Genomic DNA, 19,524 nt, shown 5'->3' on the forward strand with positions numbered 1-19,524 from the left:
CCGCCCGCGCATTCCGTGAGTTCTGCGACTTGCCGTATATGTTTCATCACGCAGTGCAACCAACCGTATGTGCGCGCGGACTTCAAGGGTCCGCGACGACAGAGAGGAACACCGTGTTGTCAGCGTTCATTCAGGAGAAGCCCCGGCACATGTTCGCGCTTTTCGACATCGACGGGAACGGCGTCGTCACGGCGGACGACTTCCGGCAGCGCGCGGACCGCATCGTCGAGCAGTTTCCCGACGCGGACCCGCAGAAGGTCCAGGCGGTGCGGCGGCAGTACGCCGACCTGTGGAAGGAACTGGCCGAGGCGGCCGACGCGGACGGGGACGGCAAGGTCACCGAGAGCGAGTTCGCCGCAGTGCTGGAATCGGCGAGCCCCCAGGCGGCGGCCGCCACGATCGGGCGCCACATGGCCGAGTTCACGCTCGCGGACACGAACGGCGACGGCCACCTCGACGGGCGGGAGCTCGCCCCCCTCCTGAAGGGCTACGGCGTTCAGGCAAGCCGGGTCGACACCGTCATGTCCGTCCTGGACAAGGACGGCGACGGGCGCATCTCCGGTGACGAATACGCCGCCATGCTGCGCGACGTGTACGTCGGCACCGAACCGTCGGCTCCCGGGGTGGACCTCTTCGGACGCCTCAGCGACGTCTGACCCGCCTGACGGCACGCGACCGCCCGTCGCAGTGACGACGGGCGGTCGCCTGTGTCCGCGACGCCGCGCACCGGACCACGACCCACGGATGTTTGTGACCATGACAGTTACGACGAACGCCGGCTGCCGCGAGAAGATCGCGGTCATCGGTATCGGTTGCCGGCTGCCGGGCGGTGCGTGCGATCACCGGACGTACTGGCGGAACGTGATCGAGGGCAGGGACTGCATCACGCCCACCCCGGCCGACCGGTACGACCTCGGGACGCTGCTCAGCCGGGACACCGCCAAGTCCGGGCGGTTGGTGGGCGGTCGTGGCGGCTACATCGACGGGTTCGACACGTTCGATCCGGCGTTCTTCGGCATCAGCCCGCGCGAAGCGGAGCACATGGATCCCCAGCAGCGCAAACTGCTGGAGGTTGCCTGGGAGGCACTCGAGGACGGCGGACAACGTCCCGCCGAACTGGCGGGCACTGACGTCGGCGTGTTCGTCGGCGCGTTCACCCTCGACTACAAGATCCTGCAGTTCGCCGACCTCGGCTTCGAGACGCTGGCCGCACACACCGCCACCGGCACCATGATGACCATGGTGTCGAACCGCATCTCGCACTGCTTCGACTTCCGCGGCCCCAGCCTCTCCGTCGACACCGCGTGCAGTTCCTCCCTGGTCGCCGTCGACCTGGCATGTCGGAGCCTGCTGCGCGGCGAGAGCAGCCTCGCGCTCGCCGGCGGCACGCTGTTGCACATGGCCCCGCAGTACACCATCGCCGAGACCAAGGGCGGCTTCCTGTCCCCAGACGGCCGGTCGTGCACCTTCGACGCCTCGGCGAACGGCTACGTGCGCGCCGAGGGTGTCGGCCTGGTCGCGCTCAAGCGCCTGGAGGATGCCCTGCGCGACGGCGACCCGGTCCATGCGGTGATCGTCGGCAGCGGGGTCAACCAGGACGGCCGCACGAGCGGTATCACCGTGCCCAGCCCGGATGCCCAGGTGGCGCTCATCGAGCGGGTCTGCGCCGAGGCCGGCATCACCCCCGGCGACCTGCAATACGTCGAGGCGCACGGCACCTCGACGCCGGTCGGCGACCCGATCGAGGCGGCGGCGCTGGGCCGGGCCCTGTCGATCGGGCGCAGGCCGGGGAACAGGTGCTACGTCGGCTCGGTCAAGCCGAACATCGGGCACACCGAATCGGCCGCCGGGATCGCCGGACTGATCAAGACCGTTCTGTGCCTCGAGCACCGGGTGATCCCGCCGCACATCAACCTGGAGCGGATCAACCCCGCCATCGACCTCGCGTCGCTGCCGTTCGAGATCCCGGCCGAGCCGACCGAGTGGCCGGAACACGAGGGGCCGGCCCGGGCCGGGGTGAACGCCTTCGGCTTCGGCGGAACCAACGCGCACGTGGTGCTGGAGGAAGCGCCGAAGGCGCCGGCGCGGCAGGCAGGCGACGCGGGCGACGCGCCCGGGACCTGCACGATCCTGCCGTTGACCGCGCGGGACCCGGCCGCGCTGCCGGAACTGGCCGCGGCGATCCGGCGGGAACTCGCGGGCGTCGGCACCGACGGCTCGCGCGTGTCGCCGGCCGACCTCGGCCACACGTTGGCGCACCGTCGCCAACACCTGGAGTCGCGGCTGTCCGTCGTGTACTCGTCGCGCGCGTCGCTGGAGGAGGCTTTGGACGCCTACCTGCGGCACGAGGAGCACCCCCGGGTGCTCGCGGACCGGAGTCGGGACGGGCTGGGGCGGCGCCTGGTCTGGGTGTTCACCGGGATGGGGCCGCAGTGGTGGGCGATGGGGCGTCAGCTGTTCGAGAGCCGACCGGTCTACCGCGAGGCGGTCGAGCAGTGCGACCGCGAGATCGCCGAACTCACCGGCTGGTCGCTGGTCGAGGAACTCGCCGTCGACGAAGCCGATTCCCGGATCGCCCAGCCCTGGCTGGCCCAACCGGCCAACTTCGCCCTGCAGGTCGGTCTCGCCGCCCTGTGGCGCCACCACGGAGTGCGGCCCGACGCCGTCGTCGGGCACAGTACCGGCGAGATCGCGGCCTTCTACGAAGCCGGCGTCTACAGCCTCCGGGACGCGGTCGCGATCGCCGTGCACCGCAGCCGTCTCCAGCAACGACTGGTGGGAACCGGCACCATGCTCGCGGTGAGCCTGCCCGCCGCCGAGGCGATGCGCCGGCTGCGGCCCTACCGCGACCGGGTGTCGCCGGCCGCGTTCAACAGCCCGACCTCGGTCACCCTCGCGGGGGACCGAGACGCACTGGAGCAGCTCGCCGACGAACTGCGCGCCGAACAGATCTTCGCCAGGTTCCTCACCGTGCAAGTGCCCTACCACAGCGCGCGGATGGCCCCGATCAAGGACGAACTGCTGTCCTCGCTCGCGGATCTGAAGCCGCGGGCCGCGCAGATCCCGGTGTACCTGACCGGCCGCGAGGGCACCGCACACGGCACCGAACTGGACGCCGGCTACTGGTGGGAGAACGTCCGGGGCAGCGTGCACTTCCGCGCCGCGGTCGACCGCCTGGCCGAGGACGGCTACGGCGTCTTCCTGGAGATCGGCCCGCACCCCGTACTCGGCCACGCGATCCGCGAGTGCCTCGCCGCGCGTGACGTCGAGGGGCGGACGCTGCCCTCGATCCGCCGCCGGCAGGACGAAACCGAGTGCTTCACCGGGTCGCTGGCCGCGCTGCACAACCTGGGATTCGAGATCGCCTGGGACGTGCTACAGCCCACCGGCCGGCCGGTGGCGCTGCCGCCCTATCCCTTCAGGCGGGACCGCTACTGGACCGAGCCCCGCCCGGTGGAACAGATCCGGCTCGGCCGGCTCGACCACCCGCTGTTGGGCCGTCGCACGTCTCATGCCCAACCCACATGGGAGGCCAGGCTCGACGTCGAGACGGCGCCCTACCTGAGCGATCACCGCATCCAGGGCAACGTGGTGTTCCCCGCGGCGGGATACCTGGAGATGGCCGCACAGGCGGTGCGCGCCATGACCGGCGGTACCGACGCCACCCTGGCCGATATCGAACTGCGCAAGGCCCTGTTCCTGCCCGACGGCGAGTCCGCGACCGTGCAACTGTCCTTCGCGCGCGAGGGCGCCGCGTTCACCGTCGCCGGCATCACGGGCGACGGCCGGGAGCCGGCCCTGCACGCGAGCGGGATCGTACGAGCCGGGCAGCGCCGCCGACTCGGCGGCACACTCGATGCCGACGCGATCCGGGCACGCAGCACCATTCGGCTCGACAACGGCGAGTGTTACGCGGCGCTGGCCGCCCGGGGCTATCACTACGGACCCGCGTTCCAGGGCATCGAGCAGGTGTGGACCGGCCCCGACGAGGCGCTGGCCCGGATCCGTCCGACCGCGCCGCTCGGCGACGACGCCGCCCGCCACCATGTGCATCCGGTGTTGCTCGACGCCTGCTTCCAGACCCTCCTGACGCTGCGGCCGGGTCCCGGCGGCGCGGACGAACGGGACGACGCCGTCCTGCTGCCGCTGTCGATCGACGAGGTACGCATCGACCCGGTCGGCGACCAGCCGCTGTGGGCACACGCGACGGTCAGGAAACGCGGCGCCGGCGAACTCGTCGGGGACATCGCCCTGTACTCCGACAGCGGTGTGCCGCTCGGCCTGATCAGCGGCTTCCGTGCGGGCGACGTCGAGCGGGCGGCGACCACGGTCGGCTTGAACACCATCGACGGCTGGCTCGCCGACGTGACCTGGGTGGACCGGCCGCTCGACCCGAGCGAGGGCACGGCCGGCGGCGAAGTGGCCGACGACTGGCTGGTGTTCGCCGACGCGCAGGGTGTCGCCGACGCATTCGCGGCCGCGGTGGCCGCGGCCGGCGGGCGCTGCCGGCTGGTCCGCCCGGGCAGTGGCTACCGCAGGGCGGACCAGGGACACGCGTGGACGGTCACGCCGGGCTCCGCCGAGGATCTGACGCGCCTCTTCGAGGATCTGCGCGAGGACGCGGGCGCGTTGCCCGGCAACGTCGTGCACCTGTGGAACCTCGACCTGCCGCGGTTCGCCGTGACCGACCGGCAGACCTTCGACCGACAGACCGTCGGCCCGCACGGGTCCGGCCCGCACGCGTTCGAGCGGCACACCGACACCGACACCGGCACCTACTCGCTGATCACGCTTGCTCAAGCCATGTCCCGCGAACTGCCGGACGCCGGGCTGCACATCGTCACCCGCGGAACGCAGGCGGTGGTACCGGGTGACGCGGTCGAGCCGCCGGCCGCGCCGGCCTGGGGCATCGGCCGAGTGCTGCGGCAACAGGAGCTGACCGCCCGCCCGGGCAAGCTCATCGACCTCGATCCGGCCCTGGCGGACGATGCCGAGGCGCGCCGAGCCGAGGCCGCGGCGCTGTTGCGCGAAGTGTCGGTCCACGACGAGGACGAGATCGCCCTGCGCGCCGACCGCCGGTACACCAGCCGACTGGCGCCCGCCACCGGTCTCACCCGTCCGCTGCCGCTGCGCCTGCGCGCGGACGGCACGTACCTGGTGACCGGCGCCTTCGGCGCGCTCGGCCGGCTGCTGTGCCGCACGCTCGTCAAGCGCGGGGCACGCCGATTGATCCTGATGAGCCGCACGGCCCTGCCCGAACGCGAGCGGTGGCACGAGAGCGACCCCGACACCGCGGCCGGACGGAACGTACGCTTCGTCAAGGAACTCGAAGCGCTCGGGGCCCATCCCGTGCCGGTGACGCTGGACATCACCGACGAGGACGCCCTGACCGCGTGGCTGGCCCATCACCGGCACACCGACTCACCGCCGATTCGCGGTGTGTTCCACCTTGCCGGACAGGTACGCGACGCACTGCTGCCGGGCATGGACCGGAACGTCTTCCACAGCGCATACGACCCCAAGGCGGTGGGTGGGCTGCTGCTGCACCACCTGCTGCGCGACGAACCGCTCGAACACTTCGTGCTGTTCTCGTCGATCGCCTCGCTGCTCACCACCGCCGGCCAGACCAACTACGCGGCCGGCAACGCCTTCCTGGACGCGCTCGCGCACCACCGCCGCAGCCACGGCCTCCCGGCGCTGAGCGTCAACTGGGGTCCGTGGGCGACCGGCATGATCGAGGAACTCGGACTGGTGGAGCACTACCGCACCAGCCGCGGGATGAATTCGCTGTCCCCGGACACCGGCATGGCGGTGCTGGAACGGGTCATCGGCCAGGACCGCGCCCAGTTGCTGGTCGCCACCGTCGTCGACTGGCCGACCTTCCTGGCCTGGTACCCGTCGCCGCCGCGGCTGGTCAGCGAACTGGCCGAGGCGAGCGATCGGCACACCGCCGCCGAGGACGACACCTTCCTCGACACCTTCCGCGCCGCCGGCACCGAGGAACGCGGGCGGATGTTGACCGAACGCTTCACCGCGCTGGTGGCGGGGGTGCTGCGGATGAACGCGCAGGGCGTCGGGCCGGCCGACACGCTGGGCGCGCTCGGACTCGACTCGCTGCTCGCGATGGAGCTGCGCGCCCGGATCAACGCCGAGTTGGGGGTCGCGCTGCCGGTGGTGGCCCTGCTCGGCAACGCGTCGGTGGCCGAACTGGTCGCGCAGGTACACGCCGCGCTGGTCGACCTGCCCGCCACGAACCCGGCGGAAGCCGGCGACGTGGAGGTCGAACTGTACGACGACGAGCGACAGTTCCCGTTGACGCACAACCAGAAGGCGCTGTGGTTCCTCAAGCAGCTCAATCCGGACGGTTTCGCGTACAACATCGGCGGTGCGGTCGAGGTGCGTGTCGAACTCGACCCCGAACTGATGCTCGCCGCCTTCACCGCCATGATCGAACGCCATCCGCTCCTGCGCGCCAACCTCGTCATGCACGACGGGCAGCCGGTGCAGCGGATCTCCGAGCGGATCACGCCCGACTTCGGCGTGTTCGACGTGCGGGACCGGGAGTGGGACGACATCCGGCGGATGATCATCCGCGAGTACCGCAAGCCGTACGACCTCGAACGCGACCCGCTGGTGCGCTTCCGGCTGTTCAAGCGCGAGCGGGAGCGCTGGGTGATCATGAAGGCGGTCCATCACGTCGTCTCCGACGCGATCTCCACCTTCACCTTCATCGAGGAACTGCTCGCGGTCTACGAAGGTCTGCGGCACGGCCGCCCCGCCGAACTGCCGCCGGTTCCGGCCCGCTACCTCGACTTCCTCAATCGGCAGAACCGGTTCCTGGCCCGCCCCGACGCGCAGCGGATGCTCGACTACTGGCGAAGCCGGCTGCCGGCGGAAGTGCCCGTCCTCAACCTGCCCACCGACGGGCCCCGCCCCGCCGTGCAGACCCACAACGGCGCCTCCGAGTTCTTCGTACTCGACGAGGACCTGAGCGCACGCGTGCACGCGCTGGCGCGCGAGCACAACGTGACCGTGTTCATGGTGCTGCTGAGCGCCTACTACCTGCTGCTGCACCGCTACAGCGGACAGGACGACGTCATCGTCGGCAGCCCCGTGACGGGCCGTACCCATGAGGACTTCGGCTCCGTCTACGGGTACTTCGTCAACCCCCTTCCGCTGCACGTCGATCTCGCCGGCGAGGCGTCCATCGCCGAACTCCTGGCACAGGTACGCGACACCGTTCTGGGCGCCCTGGACAACCAGGAGTACCCGTTCGTCCTGCTGGTCGAAGAACTCGGTCTGCGGCACGATCCGAGCCGCTCCGCGGTGTTCCAGGCGATGTTCATCCTGCTCACCCACAAGGTCGCCACCGAGCAGTACGGCTACCGCCTGGAGTACATCGAACTCCCGGAGGAGGAAGGTCAGTTCGACCTGACCCTGTCGGCCTACGAGGACGAGGCCGAACACCGCTTCCACTGCGTGTTCAAGTACAACACCGACCTCTTCCGGCCCGAGACGATGCGGCGGATGGCCGCGCACTACGTCAATCTGCTGAACGCCCTGACGCAGGAACCGTCGACCCAGCCGGCGACCCGGCTGCCCATGCTCGACGCCCGCGAGCGCGAGCGCATCATCGGTGAGTGGAGCGGGGCCGGGCGCCGAACCGCCCCCGACGTGCCCGTGCACGAGCTGTTCTGCCGCGCGGCGGCCGCCCGGCCCGAGGCGATCGCCGTGTCGGTCCCGCAGGAGTCGGGTGCCGGGCGGAGGATGACGTACGCCGAAGTCGAGGAGGAATCCGCCGCTCTGGCACAGCGATTGTGCGGGCTGGGTGTGCGCGAGGGCACGGTGGTGGCGCTCTGTCTGGACAAGACACCGGCATTGATCGTCACGCTGCTCGCGGTGCTTCGAGCGGGAGGTGCCTACCTGCCGCTGGATCCCGGGTATCCCGCCGATCGGCTCGCCTACATGGTGCACAACGCCGGGGCCGCGCTGGTCGTCGTCGAGAACGAGGGCGGATGGGAGCCGTCGACTTCGGCAGGCGCCGAGGTGCTGACCCTGGACGAACTCCACCGCGTCCCCGTCGCCGGCTCCGAGCCGGCCGCCCCGTTCGACCCGGACGCTCCCGCGTACGTCATCCACACCTCCGGCTCGACCGGGCGGCCCAAGGCCGTCCGGGTCAGCCATCGCAACCTCGCCTCGGTGTACGGCGGATGGCGCGAGGAATACCGGCTCGACACCGACGTCCGCGTTCATCTCCAGCTTGCGAACCCCTCGTTCGACGTCTTCACCGGCGATCTGGTCCGTGCGCTGTGCTCGGGTGGCACGCTGGTGCTGGTCGGCCGTGACCTGCTGTTCAACACGGCTCGCCTGTACGAGACGATGCTCGCCGAGCGCGTCGACTGCGGCGAGTTCGTGCCGGCGGTCGTGCGCGCCCTGATGCGCCATTGCGAAAGCCGGGACCGGCGGCTGGACTTCATGCGACTGCTCATCGTCGGCTCGGACACGTGGAAGGTCGAGGAGTACCGGCGCCTTCGCGGTCTGTGCGGCCCGCGGACGCGCCTGGTCAACTCCTACGGGCTCACCGAGGCGACCATCGACAGCACCTGCTTCGAAGGCCCGACCGACGCGCTGGAGCCGAGTCGGATCGTGCCGATCGGGCGGCCGTTCCCGAACAGTGCCCTCTACATCCTGGACGGGCACGGCGAACCGGTACCGCCGGGTGTACCGGGCGAACTGTGGATCGGCGGCGACGGCGTGGCCACCGGCTACGTGGGCGACCCGGAGCAGACCGCGCAGCGCTTCGTCACCCTGACCCTGAGCACCGAGTGCGATGCGCGCCCGGTACGGCTGTACCGCACCGGCGACCTCGCCTGCTGGTCCACCGACGGCTGCGTGCACCTGCTCGGCCGCACCGACGCGCAGATCAAGGTGCGCGGCCATCGGGTCGAACTCGGCGAGATCGAAGCACGGCTGGCCACGTGGCCCGGCCTGGACCAGGTGGTGGTGACCGTACGCCACGACCCCCGGGGTGAGGCCGTCCTGTGTGCCTACTGCGTTCCGGTGGCCGGTGTGCGGCTGGACCAGCGCGCGCTTCGCCGGCATCTCGCCGAGTACCTGCCCACGTTCATGATCCCGACGCACCTGGTCGAACTGCCCGCGCTGCCCCTGTCCTCGAACGGCAAGGTCGATCCGGCCGCGCTGCCGCCGCCGCGGTTCGACGACCGGCACGAGGTGCCGGACCCGCCGTCGACGCACTACGAGCTGCGGATGGCGGAGCACTGGACGACTCTGCTCGGCCGGGAACGGGTGGGTCTCCAGGACGACTTCTTCGAACTCGGCGGCAGCTCGATCAAGCTGATCGAGCTGATCCACCGTCTCCAGGAGGAGTTCGGCATCACCGTGCCCGTCGGCCGGCTCTTCCGGATCACCACCCTGCACGGCATGGCCACGGCCGTGGAGCGGATCGACACCGGCCTGAGCACCGACGAGCAGCCCTACCTTCGCTTCAACGACTGCGACGGGCCGCAACTCTTCTGTCTGCCGCCGGCCGGCGGACACGGGCTGATCTACCGACAGTTCGCCGTGCACCTGCCGGAGTACCGCCTGACCGCGTTCAACCACCTGCACGGTGACGACAAGACCGAGCGCTACACCGACCTGGTCGAGTCGCTCCAACCGGAGGGTCCCTGTCTCCTCCTGGGCTACTCGCTCGGCGGCAACCTCGCCTTCGAGGTGGCCAAGGAACTGGAGCGGCGTAAACGCGAGGTCGCGCACGTGATCATCATCGACTCCTATCGCATCCACGCATCCTTCTCGCCGACCGACGAACACCTCGAAGCCTTCGAGCGCGAACTCGGGGAGCACCTGCGCAAGCACACCGGCTCGGAGACCGTCACCAAGGAGACGCTCGAACAGGCGCGGGAGTACATCGACTTCTGCGGACGCACCCCCAACGTCGGGACGGTGGCTGCTCCGGTCAGCGTGATCTCCGACGAGCACAAGGCGGAGTTCTACGCGGCCGGCCGAGAGGGCACATGGCACGAGAGTTCGACCACGCGCACGGCCGTTCTGCAGGGGTCCGGCGTGCACGCCGACATGCTCGACCCGGAGCACCTTCCTGCCAACACCGACCTGGTGCGCGCCATTTTGACCGGAGCCGGGGGGCCGACACCGCCGTGCTGACGCACCAGGAGCCGCTTCCGTACCCCCTTCGAGCACGTATCGACGGGATCGATCCCCGATGACGGGTGACAGCGAGCCGGACTGGACCGCCCGGGGCCGCGCCCCGGGCGCCAAGCCCCGGGTGCTCATCATCGGCGCGGGCGTCAGCGGCATGGCCACCGGCTGCTACGCGCAGATGAGCGGGATGCAGACACGCATCCTCGAAAAGCACGTCCTGCCCGGCGGCTGCTGCACCGCCTGGGCGCGTGACGGCTACCTCTTCGACTACTGCATCGAGTGGCTGATCGGCACGGGTTCCGGCAACGACGCGGCCCGGATCTGGCGCGAACTCGGCGCCCTCGACGGCAAGTCGGTCACCAACTTCGAGATGTTCAACCGGATCGTCGACGAGGACGGGCGGTCGGTGACGTTCTACAACCACCCCGACCGGCTGGAGCGGCACCTTCTGGAGATCTCGCCGGCCGACGCCCGGCCCATCCGTGCCTTCTGCCGCGACCTGCGGCGGTTCATCGACATCAACCACCACCCGTTCCTGACCGCGCCTCCATTGCGGACGATGCGCGAGAAGCTCGGCACCCTGCGCACCGTCCTGCCGCGCTTCGGCCTGCTCTGGCGCACCTCCGCCACCACCATGGAGTCCTTCTGCGGCAGGTTCCGGGACCCGCTCCTGCGCCGTGCCTTCCCCTACATCTTCTTCCAGGACCACGAGGTCTTCCCCCTGCTGCCCTACCTGTTCAACATGGCCGGCGCCTACCACGGCAACGCCGGCTTCCCGCAGGGCGGATCGCTGGGCCTGTCGCGTTCCATCGAGGAGCGCTACACCTCGCTGGGCGGTCGGATCACCTACCGCGCCCGCGTCGCCGAAATCCTCGTCGAACAGGGCCGCGCGATCGGCGTGGAACTCAAGGACGGCACCCGACAGTACGCCGATCACGTCGTCTCGGCCTGCGACGGCTACACCACGATCCACGGTCTGCTGGGCGGGCGGTACACCAACCCGACAATCGACACCCTCTACACCGAGACCCTGCACAAGCCCGAACTCGTGTACCCGGGCGTGGTGTCCACGTTCGTCGGCCTGGTCGGCGACGTCCCCGACGCGCCGCACAGCACCACGTATCTGCTGTCCCCCCGAGACAGCGCCGAACTGCCCGCCGCGCAGCAGAAGAGCATCGTGGTGCAAATGCGTTCCCGCTATTGCGACTCCTTCGCGCCACCCGGCAGGTCGGTGATCCACTGCACCTACTTCAGCGACTTCGCCTACTGGAAGACCCTGCGCACCACCGATCGCAGGGAGTACCGCGCACGCAAGGCCAAGGTCGCCGACTTCGTCCGCAACTTCCTGGAGCGGCATCATCCGGGTATCGGCGCACGTGTCGAGGTGATGGACGTGGCCACACCCGCCACGACCCTTCGCTATACCGGCAACTTCAACGGCAGCATCCTCGCCTGGAAATCCTTCACCGAAGCCGAGGACCTGGCGAACAAGCTGGTCAAGCGGGATCGTATGCGGCTGCCGGGTCTGCGCGGCTTCTCCATGACCGGCCAGTGGATCGGCGGCGGCGGCCTGATCCGCGCCGCGTCGGCGGGCCGCTTCGCCGCACAGTTCCTGTGCGAGGAACTGGGGCTCGACTTCAAGGCTTGGGACAGCCCCGCGGCGGAACCCTGGCACCGCGGCAAGCTGGGTCGGCTGCCCCGACTGGACGTCTGAGGAGTCCCTGGACCATGTCGCGATCGCGATACAGCAGAGAGTCGATGATCATCATCGGGGCCGGTCTCGGCGGCCTGTCCACCGGTTGCTACGCGCAGATGAACGGCTACCGGACCCACATCCTCGAAATGCACGAACTCCCCGGTGGCTGCTGCACCGCCTGGGACCGCGGTGATTTCACGTTCGACTGCTGCATCAGCTGGCTCCTGGGCAACGGTCCGGGCAACGAGATGCACCGGATCTGGCTCGAACTCGGCGCCCTGCAGGGCAAGCAGATGCGCCACTTCGACGTCTTCAACATCGTGCGCGGCCGAGACGGCAGAGCGGTCTACTTCTACTCGGACCCGGACCGCCTGGAGCGCCACCTACTGCAGCTCTCGCCCGCCGACGCCAGGCTGATCCGGGATTTCTGCGCCGGTCTGCGGGCGTTCCGCAAGTGCCTGGCCGTCTACCCCTTTCTCAAGCCGGTCGGCCTGATGGGCCGGTTCGAACGCTGGCGCATGCTGGCCTCGTTCCTTCCCTACGTCAACGTCATCCGCAAGTCGATCACGACACTGATGACGGACTACTCGGCCAGGTTCAAGGATCCGCTGCTCCGGGAGGCGTTCAACTTCATCCTCTACGAGAAGCACGCCGCGTTCCCGGTGCTGCCGTTCTACTTCCAACTCGCCTCGCACGCCAACCTGTCCGCCGGCGTGCCCGAGGGCGGCTCCCTCGGGCTGGCGAAGTCGATCGAGCAGCGCTACCGGCGGCTGGGCGGTGCAGTGACCTACAACGCCAAGGTCGAAGAGGTACTGGTCGAGAACGACCGGGCGGTGGGGGTACGACTCAGCGACGGACGCGAGTTCCGCTCGGACATCGTCGTGTCGGCCTGCGACGGCCACACCACGACGATGCGCTTCCTGGGCGGCCGCTACCTCAACGACACCTACCGGCGCCTGTACACCAGCACCATCGACGAGCCGGGCATGATCTTCCCCGGATACGTGATGTTGTTCCTCGGTCTGCGACGCGCCTTCCCGCAGAGCGAGCCGTGCACCACCCACCTGTTGGACGAGGCCCTGGCGGCGAAGCTGACCGGCCTGCGCCACGCGAGCGTCAACGTGCAGTTCCGCAGCAGGCATTACCCGGAACTGTCACCGGAGGCGACCACGGTCGTCTACGCCACCTACTTCTCCGACACCGCCCCCTGGCGCGCCCTGAACGAAGGACGGCCGGAGCAGAACACCCGCCGGCACCGGGGACGGAAGGTGCACACCCTTCCGCTGCGCCACGGGCGGGATTACTACGCCGCCAAGCATCAGGTGCGCGACACCCTGGTGACGTTCCTGGACGAACGCTACCCCGGACTGCGGGACGCGATCGCGGTGCGCGACCTCTCCACCCCGCTCACCCAGGTCCGCTACACCGGCAACTACGACGGGACGGTGCTCGGCTGGCAACCGTTCGTGGAGGGCGGCGAGACCATGGAAGAAGAGATCAAAAAGAACGGACCGACTCTTCCGGGCCTGGCGAACTTCTACCTCTCCGGCGTGTGGGCCACCACCGGCGGGCTGATCCGGGCCGCCGCGGCGGGACGCCACGTCGTGCAGTTCATCTGTCGTGACGACGGCAGGGAATTCACCGCCGACATCGACGACAGCGCACCACCACCGACCCACGTCATCATTCCCATCACGGACGGACCGGTCAGACATGAAGATTGAGAAATGGGTGGTACGCGAGCACGCCGAGGGCGTGCCCGACGTCGACCGCATGTACGAGAAGGTGATCGAGGACGCCGACGTCCGACTCGAGGACGACCAGATGCTCCTCAAGACGCGCTACGTCTCCGTCGACCCCTTCCTGAACGGCCTTACCCGGGTGACTCCGCTGGGCCGACACGCCCCCGGGCTGTCGATCATGGAGGTGCTCGACGCCGGGCCGGACGCCTCCTTCCGGCCCGGTGACCTGGTGGAGGGATTCGGCGGCTGGCGCAGCCATGTCGTCAGCGACGGCAGGGCCTACGTATGGGACACCGGCTTGTTCCCCTTCGATGTCGCGTCCTTCCGCAAGCTCCACCCGGAGCGCTACGACGACGCGCTGCCGATCACGACGGCCCTGGGTGTCATGGGAGTTCCCGGCCTGACCGCCTGGGGGACGATGACCAAGTTCTTCACCGTCGAGCCCGGCGACACGGTCGTGGTCAGCGGCGCGACGGGCACCATCGGATCCCTCGTCGGTCAACTGGCCAAGCGTGCCGGTGCCCGCGTGATCGGCACCACCGGCACCGCGGAGAAGGCGGCGTACCTCCAGGCGTTGGGCTTCGACCACGTGATCCACTACACCCGGGAGCACGATGCCGCACACATCCACGCGGCCCTGCGCGAGGCCGCGCCGGGCGGCGTCGACAAGTACTTCGACAACATGGGCGGCGCCTTCACCGACGCGGTGTTCACCATGCTCAACCGGTACAGCCAGGTGGCGGTGTCGTGGCAGTGGGATGCCACCGTCGGGGGCGACCGGGTCGGCCCGCGTCTGTTGGAGCACATCATGCGCCCGCGGACCACGATCCGCGGCATCTACGCCCTGGACTGGTACACCGACGAGGACTTCGTCGCCCTCCATCACGACCTGGGCGGCTCGATCCGACGGGGTGAGATCACCTACGACCAGACCGTCCACCACGGTTTCGACAACATCCCGCGGGCATACGCGGGCCTGTACGTGAACAGAGCGGACAACCGAGGGAAGCTGCTCGTCGAGGTGTAGGCGATCGGCTTCTCGGCTCGGACGCGAATCGGCCTGCCGAGTGAGGCCCCGCCGACCACCGGATCCGACGTCCGCGGACCCCGCCGGGGTGGTGCCCGGCGGGGCCGTGCGGGGCTTGTACGGTGGCTTTCGTGACGGCTGACGCGTATCCCGACCCCACCGCGGAGTTCGAGGCGGAACGGGGGCGGCTGTTCGGGATCGCGTACCGGATGCTGGGGTCGGCGGCGGAGGCCGAGGACGCGGTGCAGGACGCCTACCTGCGCTGGCATGCGACCGATCGGGGGCACATCGACGCGCCGGGGGCCTGGTTGGCCAAAGTGCTGACGAACCTGTGCCTGAACCGGCTGACGTCCGCGCGGGCGCGACGCGAGGAGTACGTCGGCCCGTGGTTGCCCGAGCCGGTGCGCACCGACGCGGGGGCGCTCGGGCCGTTGGAGACCGCCGAGCAGCGGGACGCGGTGTCGATGGCGATGCTCGTGATGCTGGAGCGGCTGTCGCCGCCGGAGCGGGCGGTCGTGGTGTTGCGCGACGCGTTCGAGTACAGCCATCGGGAGATCGCCGAGGTGCTGGACTGGCCGGAGGCCAATTCCCGGCAGACGTACCGGCGGGCCAGGCAACACCTGGCGTCCGGGCGCCCGCGTTTCGAGGCTCCCGCGGCGCTGCGGTCCGACCTGCTCGCGCGCTTCCTCACCGCGGCGGCCGAGGGGGCGCTCGAACACCTGGAGTCGCTCCTCGCGGACGACGTCGTGGCGTGGTCCGACGGGGGCGGCAAGGTCTCCGCGGCGACGCGCCCGGTCTCCGGGCGCGACAAGGTGGCCCGGTTCCTCATGGGTCTGCTGGAGCGCTTCTCCTCCGGGACGGAGTTCGGCTTCGCCGAGGTCAACGGCGATGCCGCGCTGCTGGGCTGGGAGAGCGGGGTGCTCACCACCGCAGCCGTGGTGGAAGTCGGCGCGGAGGGCATCGCAGGCGTGCGGATCATCCGGAATCCGGAGAAGCTGAAATTCCTCGGAGAACAATGCCGAGAGTTGTCACATAACGCGTAGCCGTCCGGTTCCTTGCTGACGAGGGCGGCGTCGCGGTGGCGCGGCGCCCCCGTAGCGAGGAGGAACGATGGGCGAGAACGTGATCCTGGTGACGGGTGCGACCGGTGTACTCGGGCGCGAGGTGCTGGACCGGGCGCGGCGGACCGGCCTGCCCGTGCGTGCGATGACCCGCAGGACGACGCTCCCGGACGACCCGGGGGTGACCTGGGTGACCGCCGACCTGGAGACCGGCGAGGGCCTGGACGCGGCGTTCGACGGTGTCGCGACGATCATCCACTGCGCGTCGGACACCCGGAAGCCGAAGCACGACATCCCGGGCTGGCGGTTCCTGCTGGACGCCGCGAAGCGGGCCGGGGTCGGGCACATCGTGAACATCTCGATCGTCGGCGTCGACCGCATCCCGTACTCGTACTACAAGATCAAGGTCGAGGGTGAGCGGCTGCTCGCGGAGTCCGGCATCCCGTGGAGCAATCTGCGCGCGACGCAGTTCCCCGCGTTGCTCGACACGGCGTTCGGCGTGTTGTCGAAGGCGCCCGTCGTCCCGGTGCCGTCCAAGACCGTGTGCCAGCCCGTCGACCCGGGCGAAGTGGCGGACCGACTGGTCGAGTTGGCCCAGGGCGCGCCGGCCGGGCGGGTCGCGGACATGGGCGGGCCGCGCGTCTATCAGGCGACGGACCTGGCACGCTCCTGGCTGAAGGCGGTCGGCAGGCGGCGCTGGATCCTGCCCGTGCGCGTCCCGGGCAAGGCGGGCGCCGGGTTCCGCGCCGGGGGACTGGTCACGCGGGAGAACGCGGTGGGCGTCCGGACCTGGGAGGACTACCTCGCCGCGAAGCCGTCCCGCTGAGCGCGGCGCGGTTCGAGCCCGTTCGCGGAACTCCGGTGCCCGGGCGGTGTCGCGGCTCAGGCATCGAAGTGGATGGGCCCGAATACCGCGCCCGGGCCGTGCAGGCGCGCGAGTTTCACGATCACCCACGCCGCGGCGGCCCAGGGCGCCGCGGCGGCCGGGATGGCGAGGAGGATGTCCGTGCTGCCGTCCGGGTGGCCGAGTACGAGAGGCAGCAGCAGCGCGCCGCCGGCGCCCAGGATCAGCATGGCCGGCAGGTGCACACGCGGATGGAAGACCCGCAGGCGGCCGATGTTCGCGGTGGTGAGGCCGCCGGCGAGGACGAGGGTGAGGATGCCGCTGAACGCCCATATGAAGATCATCGGGAAGGTGGTGTCGAAGAACCCGAACGGGTCGTCGTGGACGCCGAGTTCCGGGTGGTCGGCGGCGTAGACCAGATGTGCGGCGCGGCCCCGGGCGGGTGGGTCGAGCGTGCGCACGCCCGGCACGGTGACGCTGCGCGGGCCGGCGGTGAACGGGACGGTGACGGTGACCGTGGCGGCGTACTGCTCCTGCTCGTTGATGCTCGTGCCGGTTCGGCGCGCCGTGTCGACGACGCTGTCGATGGGCAGCGTGTGGCGTCCGCCGCCGGCCTCGCGGACCTCGGCCACGCGGCGCCCGTACTCGCCGTCGGGTCCGATCACCTGGATCAGCGCGGCACCGCTGCCGAGGCCGACGACGATCGCGAGGCCGATGCGTACCGGCCAGGCCGAGTCGGCCAGCGCCCCGCGGGGAGCGTCCGGCTTGTCGAGGTCCACGCGCGCGATGCCGCGCTGGTCGGACGCGGACAGCGCGGCCCAGGCGACGGCGAACAGCAGCGCCGCGAGGGCCGGATACAGCATTGCGCCCTTGGGCGGGAGGAGGAAGAGCGGCAGATTGCCGACGACCACGGCCACCACCGCGCACAGGAGCGCCAGGCGCCCACATATTTGCCTCATGAGCGTCACGCACAGAGGTTACGGGCAACGGGCTTGAGCATGTGCGTTTTCCCGGGGGGTCCGGGTCGAGCCGCATGCCCTACGTGGGCACGGACAGACCAAGGTCGGGGCACGGACGGATAAACCGCCCCCGCTCGTGGTTCCTAGAGTTCCCCATGTGCCGGCGGTGCCCGTTCGACGCGACGCGCGTCCGGCGACGGAATCGCCCGCCCGGGACGACCACCGTCGCCCACGGCCGGCCGCGCATACCCCCATGACGCCAATGAGGAGTTTTCCCATGTCTTCCGACAAGCCGACCGTTGTCCTCGTACACGGTGCCTTCGCAGACGCATCCAGCTACGCAGAGGTCATTCCCCGTCTGATCGCCCGAGGTCTGGATGTGGTCGCCCCCGCCGTCCCCAACCGCAGCCTGATCGGTGACGCCGCCTATGTCGCCTCGGTCGTGCGGCAGATACCCGGCCCGGTCGTCCTGGTGGGCCACTCCTACGGCGGTGCCGTCATCACGGTCGCCGGCACCGAGGACAACGTCAAGGCACTGGTCTACCTGGCCGGTTACGCCTTGGAGGAGGGCGAGAGCCTCGGCGAACTGCAGGGCCGCTTCCCGGACTCCGACCTGGCCGAGGCCCTGGTGTACACGCCCTTCCCGGTCGAGGGCTCGACCGGCACCGACGTGTCGGTTCGGCCGGACAGGTTCCCGGCCATCTTCGCCGCCGACGTCGACTCCCGCCTCGCCGGCGTCCTCGCGGTCTCCCAGCGCCCGCTCGCCGCGCAGGCCTTCGCCGAAGCGGCCCCGGCCGCCGCCTGGAAGACCAAGCCCTCCTGGGGCCTGGTCGCCTCCTCCGACCACACCATCAACCCCGACGTGGAGCGCTACGGCTACGAGCGGGCCGGCATGACCACCGTCGAGGTCGACTCGTCCCACCTGGTGATGCTCTCCCACCCCGGCCGGGTCGTCGATCTGATCGAGGAAGCCGTCCGCGCCACCTCGGACTGACCGGCAAGCGGCCGCCCGTCCGGGCCGGCGCACACCCTCCCCACCTCTTTGCGAAGAAGCGAACGATGAACTCACCGATCTCACGTCGTACCCTGACGGCGTCCCTCGTGGCCGGCGCCGCCGCCCTGGGCACCGCAGGCGCCGCGTCCTCGGCACCCGCGGCGGCTGCCGACCGTTCGGGCAAGCCGCACGGGCGTCCGGGCACACCCACCGTCGTCCTGATCCACGGCGCGTTCGCCGACGCCTCCAGTTGGAGCACGGTGATCGAGCGTCTGCAGCGGCACGGCCACCGCGTGCTCGCGCCGGCCCTGCCGCTGCGCGGGCTGGCGAGCGACGCCGCCTACATCCGCAGCGTTCTGGACAGCGTCACCGGACCGATCGTGCTGGTGGGGCACTCCTACGGCGGAGCGGTCATCAGCCAGGCCGCCGCCGACGCCCCGCAGGTCAAGGCCCTGGTCTACATCGCCGCGTTCGTCCCCGAGGTCGGGGAGAGCGCACTGCAACTCAGCGACAAGTTCCCCGGCAGCACGCTGGGGCAGGCGACCGACACCCGGCAGTACCCCCTGCCCGGCGGTGGGCAGGGGGAGGAGCTGGTGATCAGGCAGGACCTGTTCCGCGAGCAGTTCGCAGCCGGTGTTCCGCTGCGGACCGCCCAGGTCATGGCGGCGGGACAGCGACCGATCACCTTGGCCGCACTTCAGGAGCCGGCCACCGCCGCCGCGTGGAAGAAGATCCCCAGCTGGTACCTCGTGGCCACCGAGGACCGCAACATCCCACCGGCCGCCGAGCGCTGGATGGCCGAGCGTGCCGACGCGCACACCGTCACCGTCCGCGCACCGCATGCCGTGTCCGTGAGCGATCCCGAGCCGGTCACCGACCTGATCCTGCGCGCCGCACGTTCGGTCGGCCCCGGCCACTGACCGTGCACGGACCGTCCCGATGCGGTGCGTCGATGGGCAAGCCGAAAGTCCTTCACTGCCTAATGTGAAGGCGGCATCCGAAATTTCCGAAATGCGAAGGAG

10 protein-coding genes are annotated in these 19,524 nt (G+C 70.0%); 9 read left to right on the forward strand and 1 reads right to left on the reverse strand.

Going from position 1 to position 19,524, the window contains the following annotated elements; all coding sequences use genetic code 11:
* Positions 1–116 precede the first annotated feature (116 nt).
* From ACZOOI_RS41905 to ACZOOI_RS41935, 7 genes are all read left to right on the forward strand, one after another.
* Positions 117–656 (forward strand): EF-hand domain-containing protein, encoded by a 540-nt coding sequence (locus ACZOOI_RS41905; protein ID WP_465282066.1) that lies wholly within the window; start codon positions 117–119, stop codon positions 654–656.
* A 100-nt stretch (positions 657–756) separates the two neighbouring features.
* Positions 757–10,182 (forward strand): non-ribosomal peptide synthetase/type I polyketide synthase, encoded by a 9,426-nt coding sequence (locus ACZOOI_RS41910; protein ID WP_465282067.1) that lies wholly within the window; start codon positions 757–759, stop codon positions 10,180–10,182.
* Between the two features lie 58 nt (positions 10,183–10,240).
* A complete protein-coding gene (locus ACZOOI_RS41915; RefSeq protein ID WP_465282068.1) occupies positions 10,241–11,893 on the forward strand; it encodes a phytoene desaturase family protein in 1,653 nt (550 codons plus the stop codon).
* Positions 11,894–11,907: 14 nt separating this feature from the next.
* The gene (locus ACZOOI_RS41920; RefSeq protein WP_465282069.1) at positions 11,908–13,599 is read left to right on the forward strand and encodes a phytoene desaturase family protein; all 1,692 of its coding nucleotides are present in this window, start codon (positions 11,908–11,910) and stop codon (positions 13,597–13,599) included.
* A complete protein-coding gene (locus ACZOOI_RS41925) occupies positions 13,589–14,644 on the forward strand; it encodes a zinc-binding dehydrogenase (protein WP_465282070.1) in 1,056 nt (351 codons plus the stop codon). The genes ACZOOI_RS41920 and ACZOOI_RS41925 overlap by 11 nt, the downstream gene beginning before the upstream one ends.
* A 122-nt stretch (positions 14,645–14,766) precedes the next feature.
* Entirely contained in the window at positions 14,767–15,687 is a 921-nt protein-coding gene (locus ACZOOI_RS41930; protein ID WP_465282071.1) for an RNA polymerase sigma-70 factor, read from the forward strand.
* A 67-nt stretch (positions 15,688–15,754) separates the two neighbouring features.
* The gene (locus tag ACZOOI_RS41935; protein WP_465282072.1) at positions 15,755–16,531 is read left to right on the forward strand and encodes an SDR family oxidoreductase; all 777 of its coding nucleotides are present in this window, start codon (positions 15,755–15,757) and stop codon (positions 16,529–16,531) included.
* A 56-nt stretch (positions 16,532–16,587) separates the two neighbouring features.
* On the opposite strand, the gene ACZOOI_RS41940 is transcribed toward ACZOOI_RS41935, so the two are convergent.
* The gene (locus ACZOOI_RS41940) at positions 16,588–17,517 is read right to left on the reverse strand and encodes a hypothetical protein (RefSeq protein ID WP_465282073.1); all 930 of its coding nucleotides are present in this window, start codon (positions 17,515–17,517) and stop codon (positions 16,588–16,590) included.
* Positions 17,518–17,785: 268 nt separating this feature from the next.
* On the opposite strand from ACZOOI_RS41940, the gene ACZOOI_RS41945 reads away from it, so the two are divergent.
* A complete protein-coding gene (locus ACZOOI_RS41945) occupies positions 17,786–18,502 on the forward strand; it encodes an alpha/beta fold hydrolase (RefSeq protein WP_465282074.1) in 717 nt (238 codons plus the stop codon).
* Between the two features lie 65 nt (positions 18,503–18,567).
* The gene (locus ACZOOI_RS41950; protein WP_465282075.1) at positions 18,568–19,422 is read left to right on the forward strand and encodes an alpha/beta fold hydrolase; all 855 of its coding nucleotides are present in this window, start codon (positions 18,568–18,570) and stop codon (positions 19,420–19,422) included.
* Positions 19,423–19,524 lie beyond the last annotated feature (102 nt).

The sequence above is a fragment of the Embleya sp. L77 genome (assembly GCF_055557415.1).

Bases quoted from the DNA above. Each gene is read 5' to 3' on its own strand.
- ACZOOI_RS41915 (WP_465282068.1), top strand. From the start codon at position 10,241: ATGACGGGTGACAGCGAGCCGGACTGGACCGCCCGGGGCCGCGCCCCG.
- ACZOOI_RS41910 (WP_465282067.1), top strand. From the start codon at position 757: ATGACAGTTACGACGAACGCCGGCTGCCGCGAGAAGATCGCGGTCATC.
- ACZOOI_RS41925 (WP_465282070.1), top strand. From the start codon at position 13,589: ATGAAGATTGAGAAATGGGTGGTACGCGAGCACGCCGAGGGCGTGCCC.
- ACZOOI_RS41945 (WP_465282074.1), top strand. From the start codon at position 17,786: ATGTCTTCCGACAAGCCGACCGTTGTCCTCGTACACGGTGCCTTCGCA.
- ACZOOI_RS41920 (WP_465282069.1), top strand. From the start codon at position 11,908: ATGTCGCGATCGCGATACAGCAGAGAGTCGATGATCATCATCGGGGCC.
- ACZOOI_RS41950 (WP_465282075.1), top strand. From the start codon at position 18,568: ATGAACTCACCGATCTCACGTCGTACCCTGACGGCGTCCCTCGTGGCC.
- ACZOOI_RS41935 (WP_465282072.1), top strand. From the start codon at position 15,755: ATGGGCGAGAACGTGATCCTGGTGACGGGTGCGACCGGTGTACTCGGG.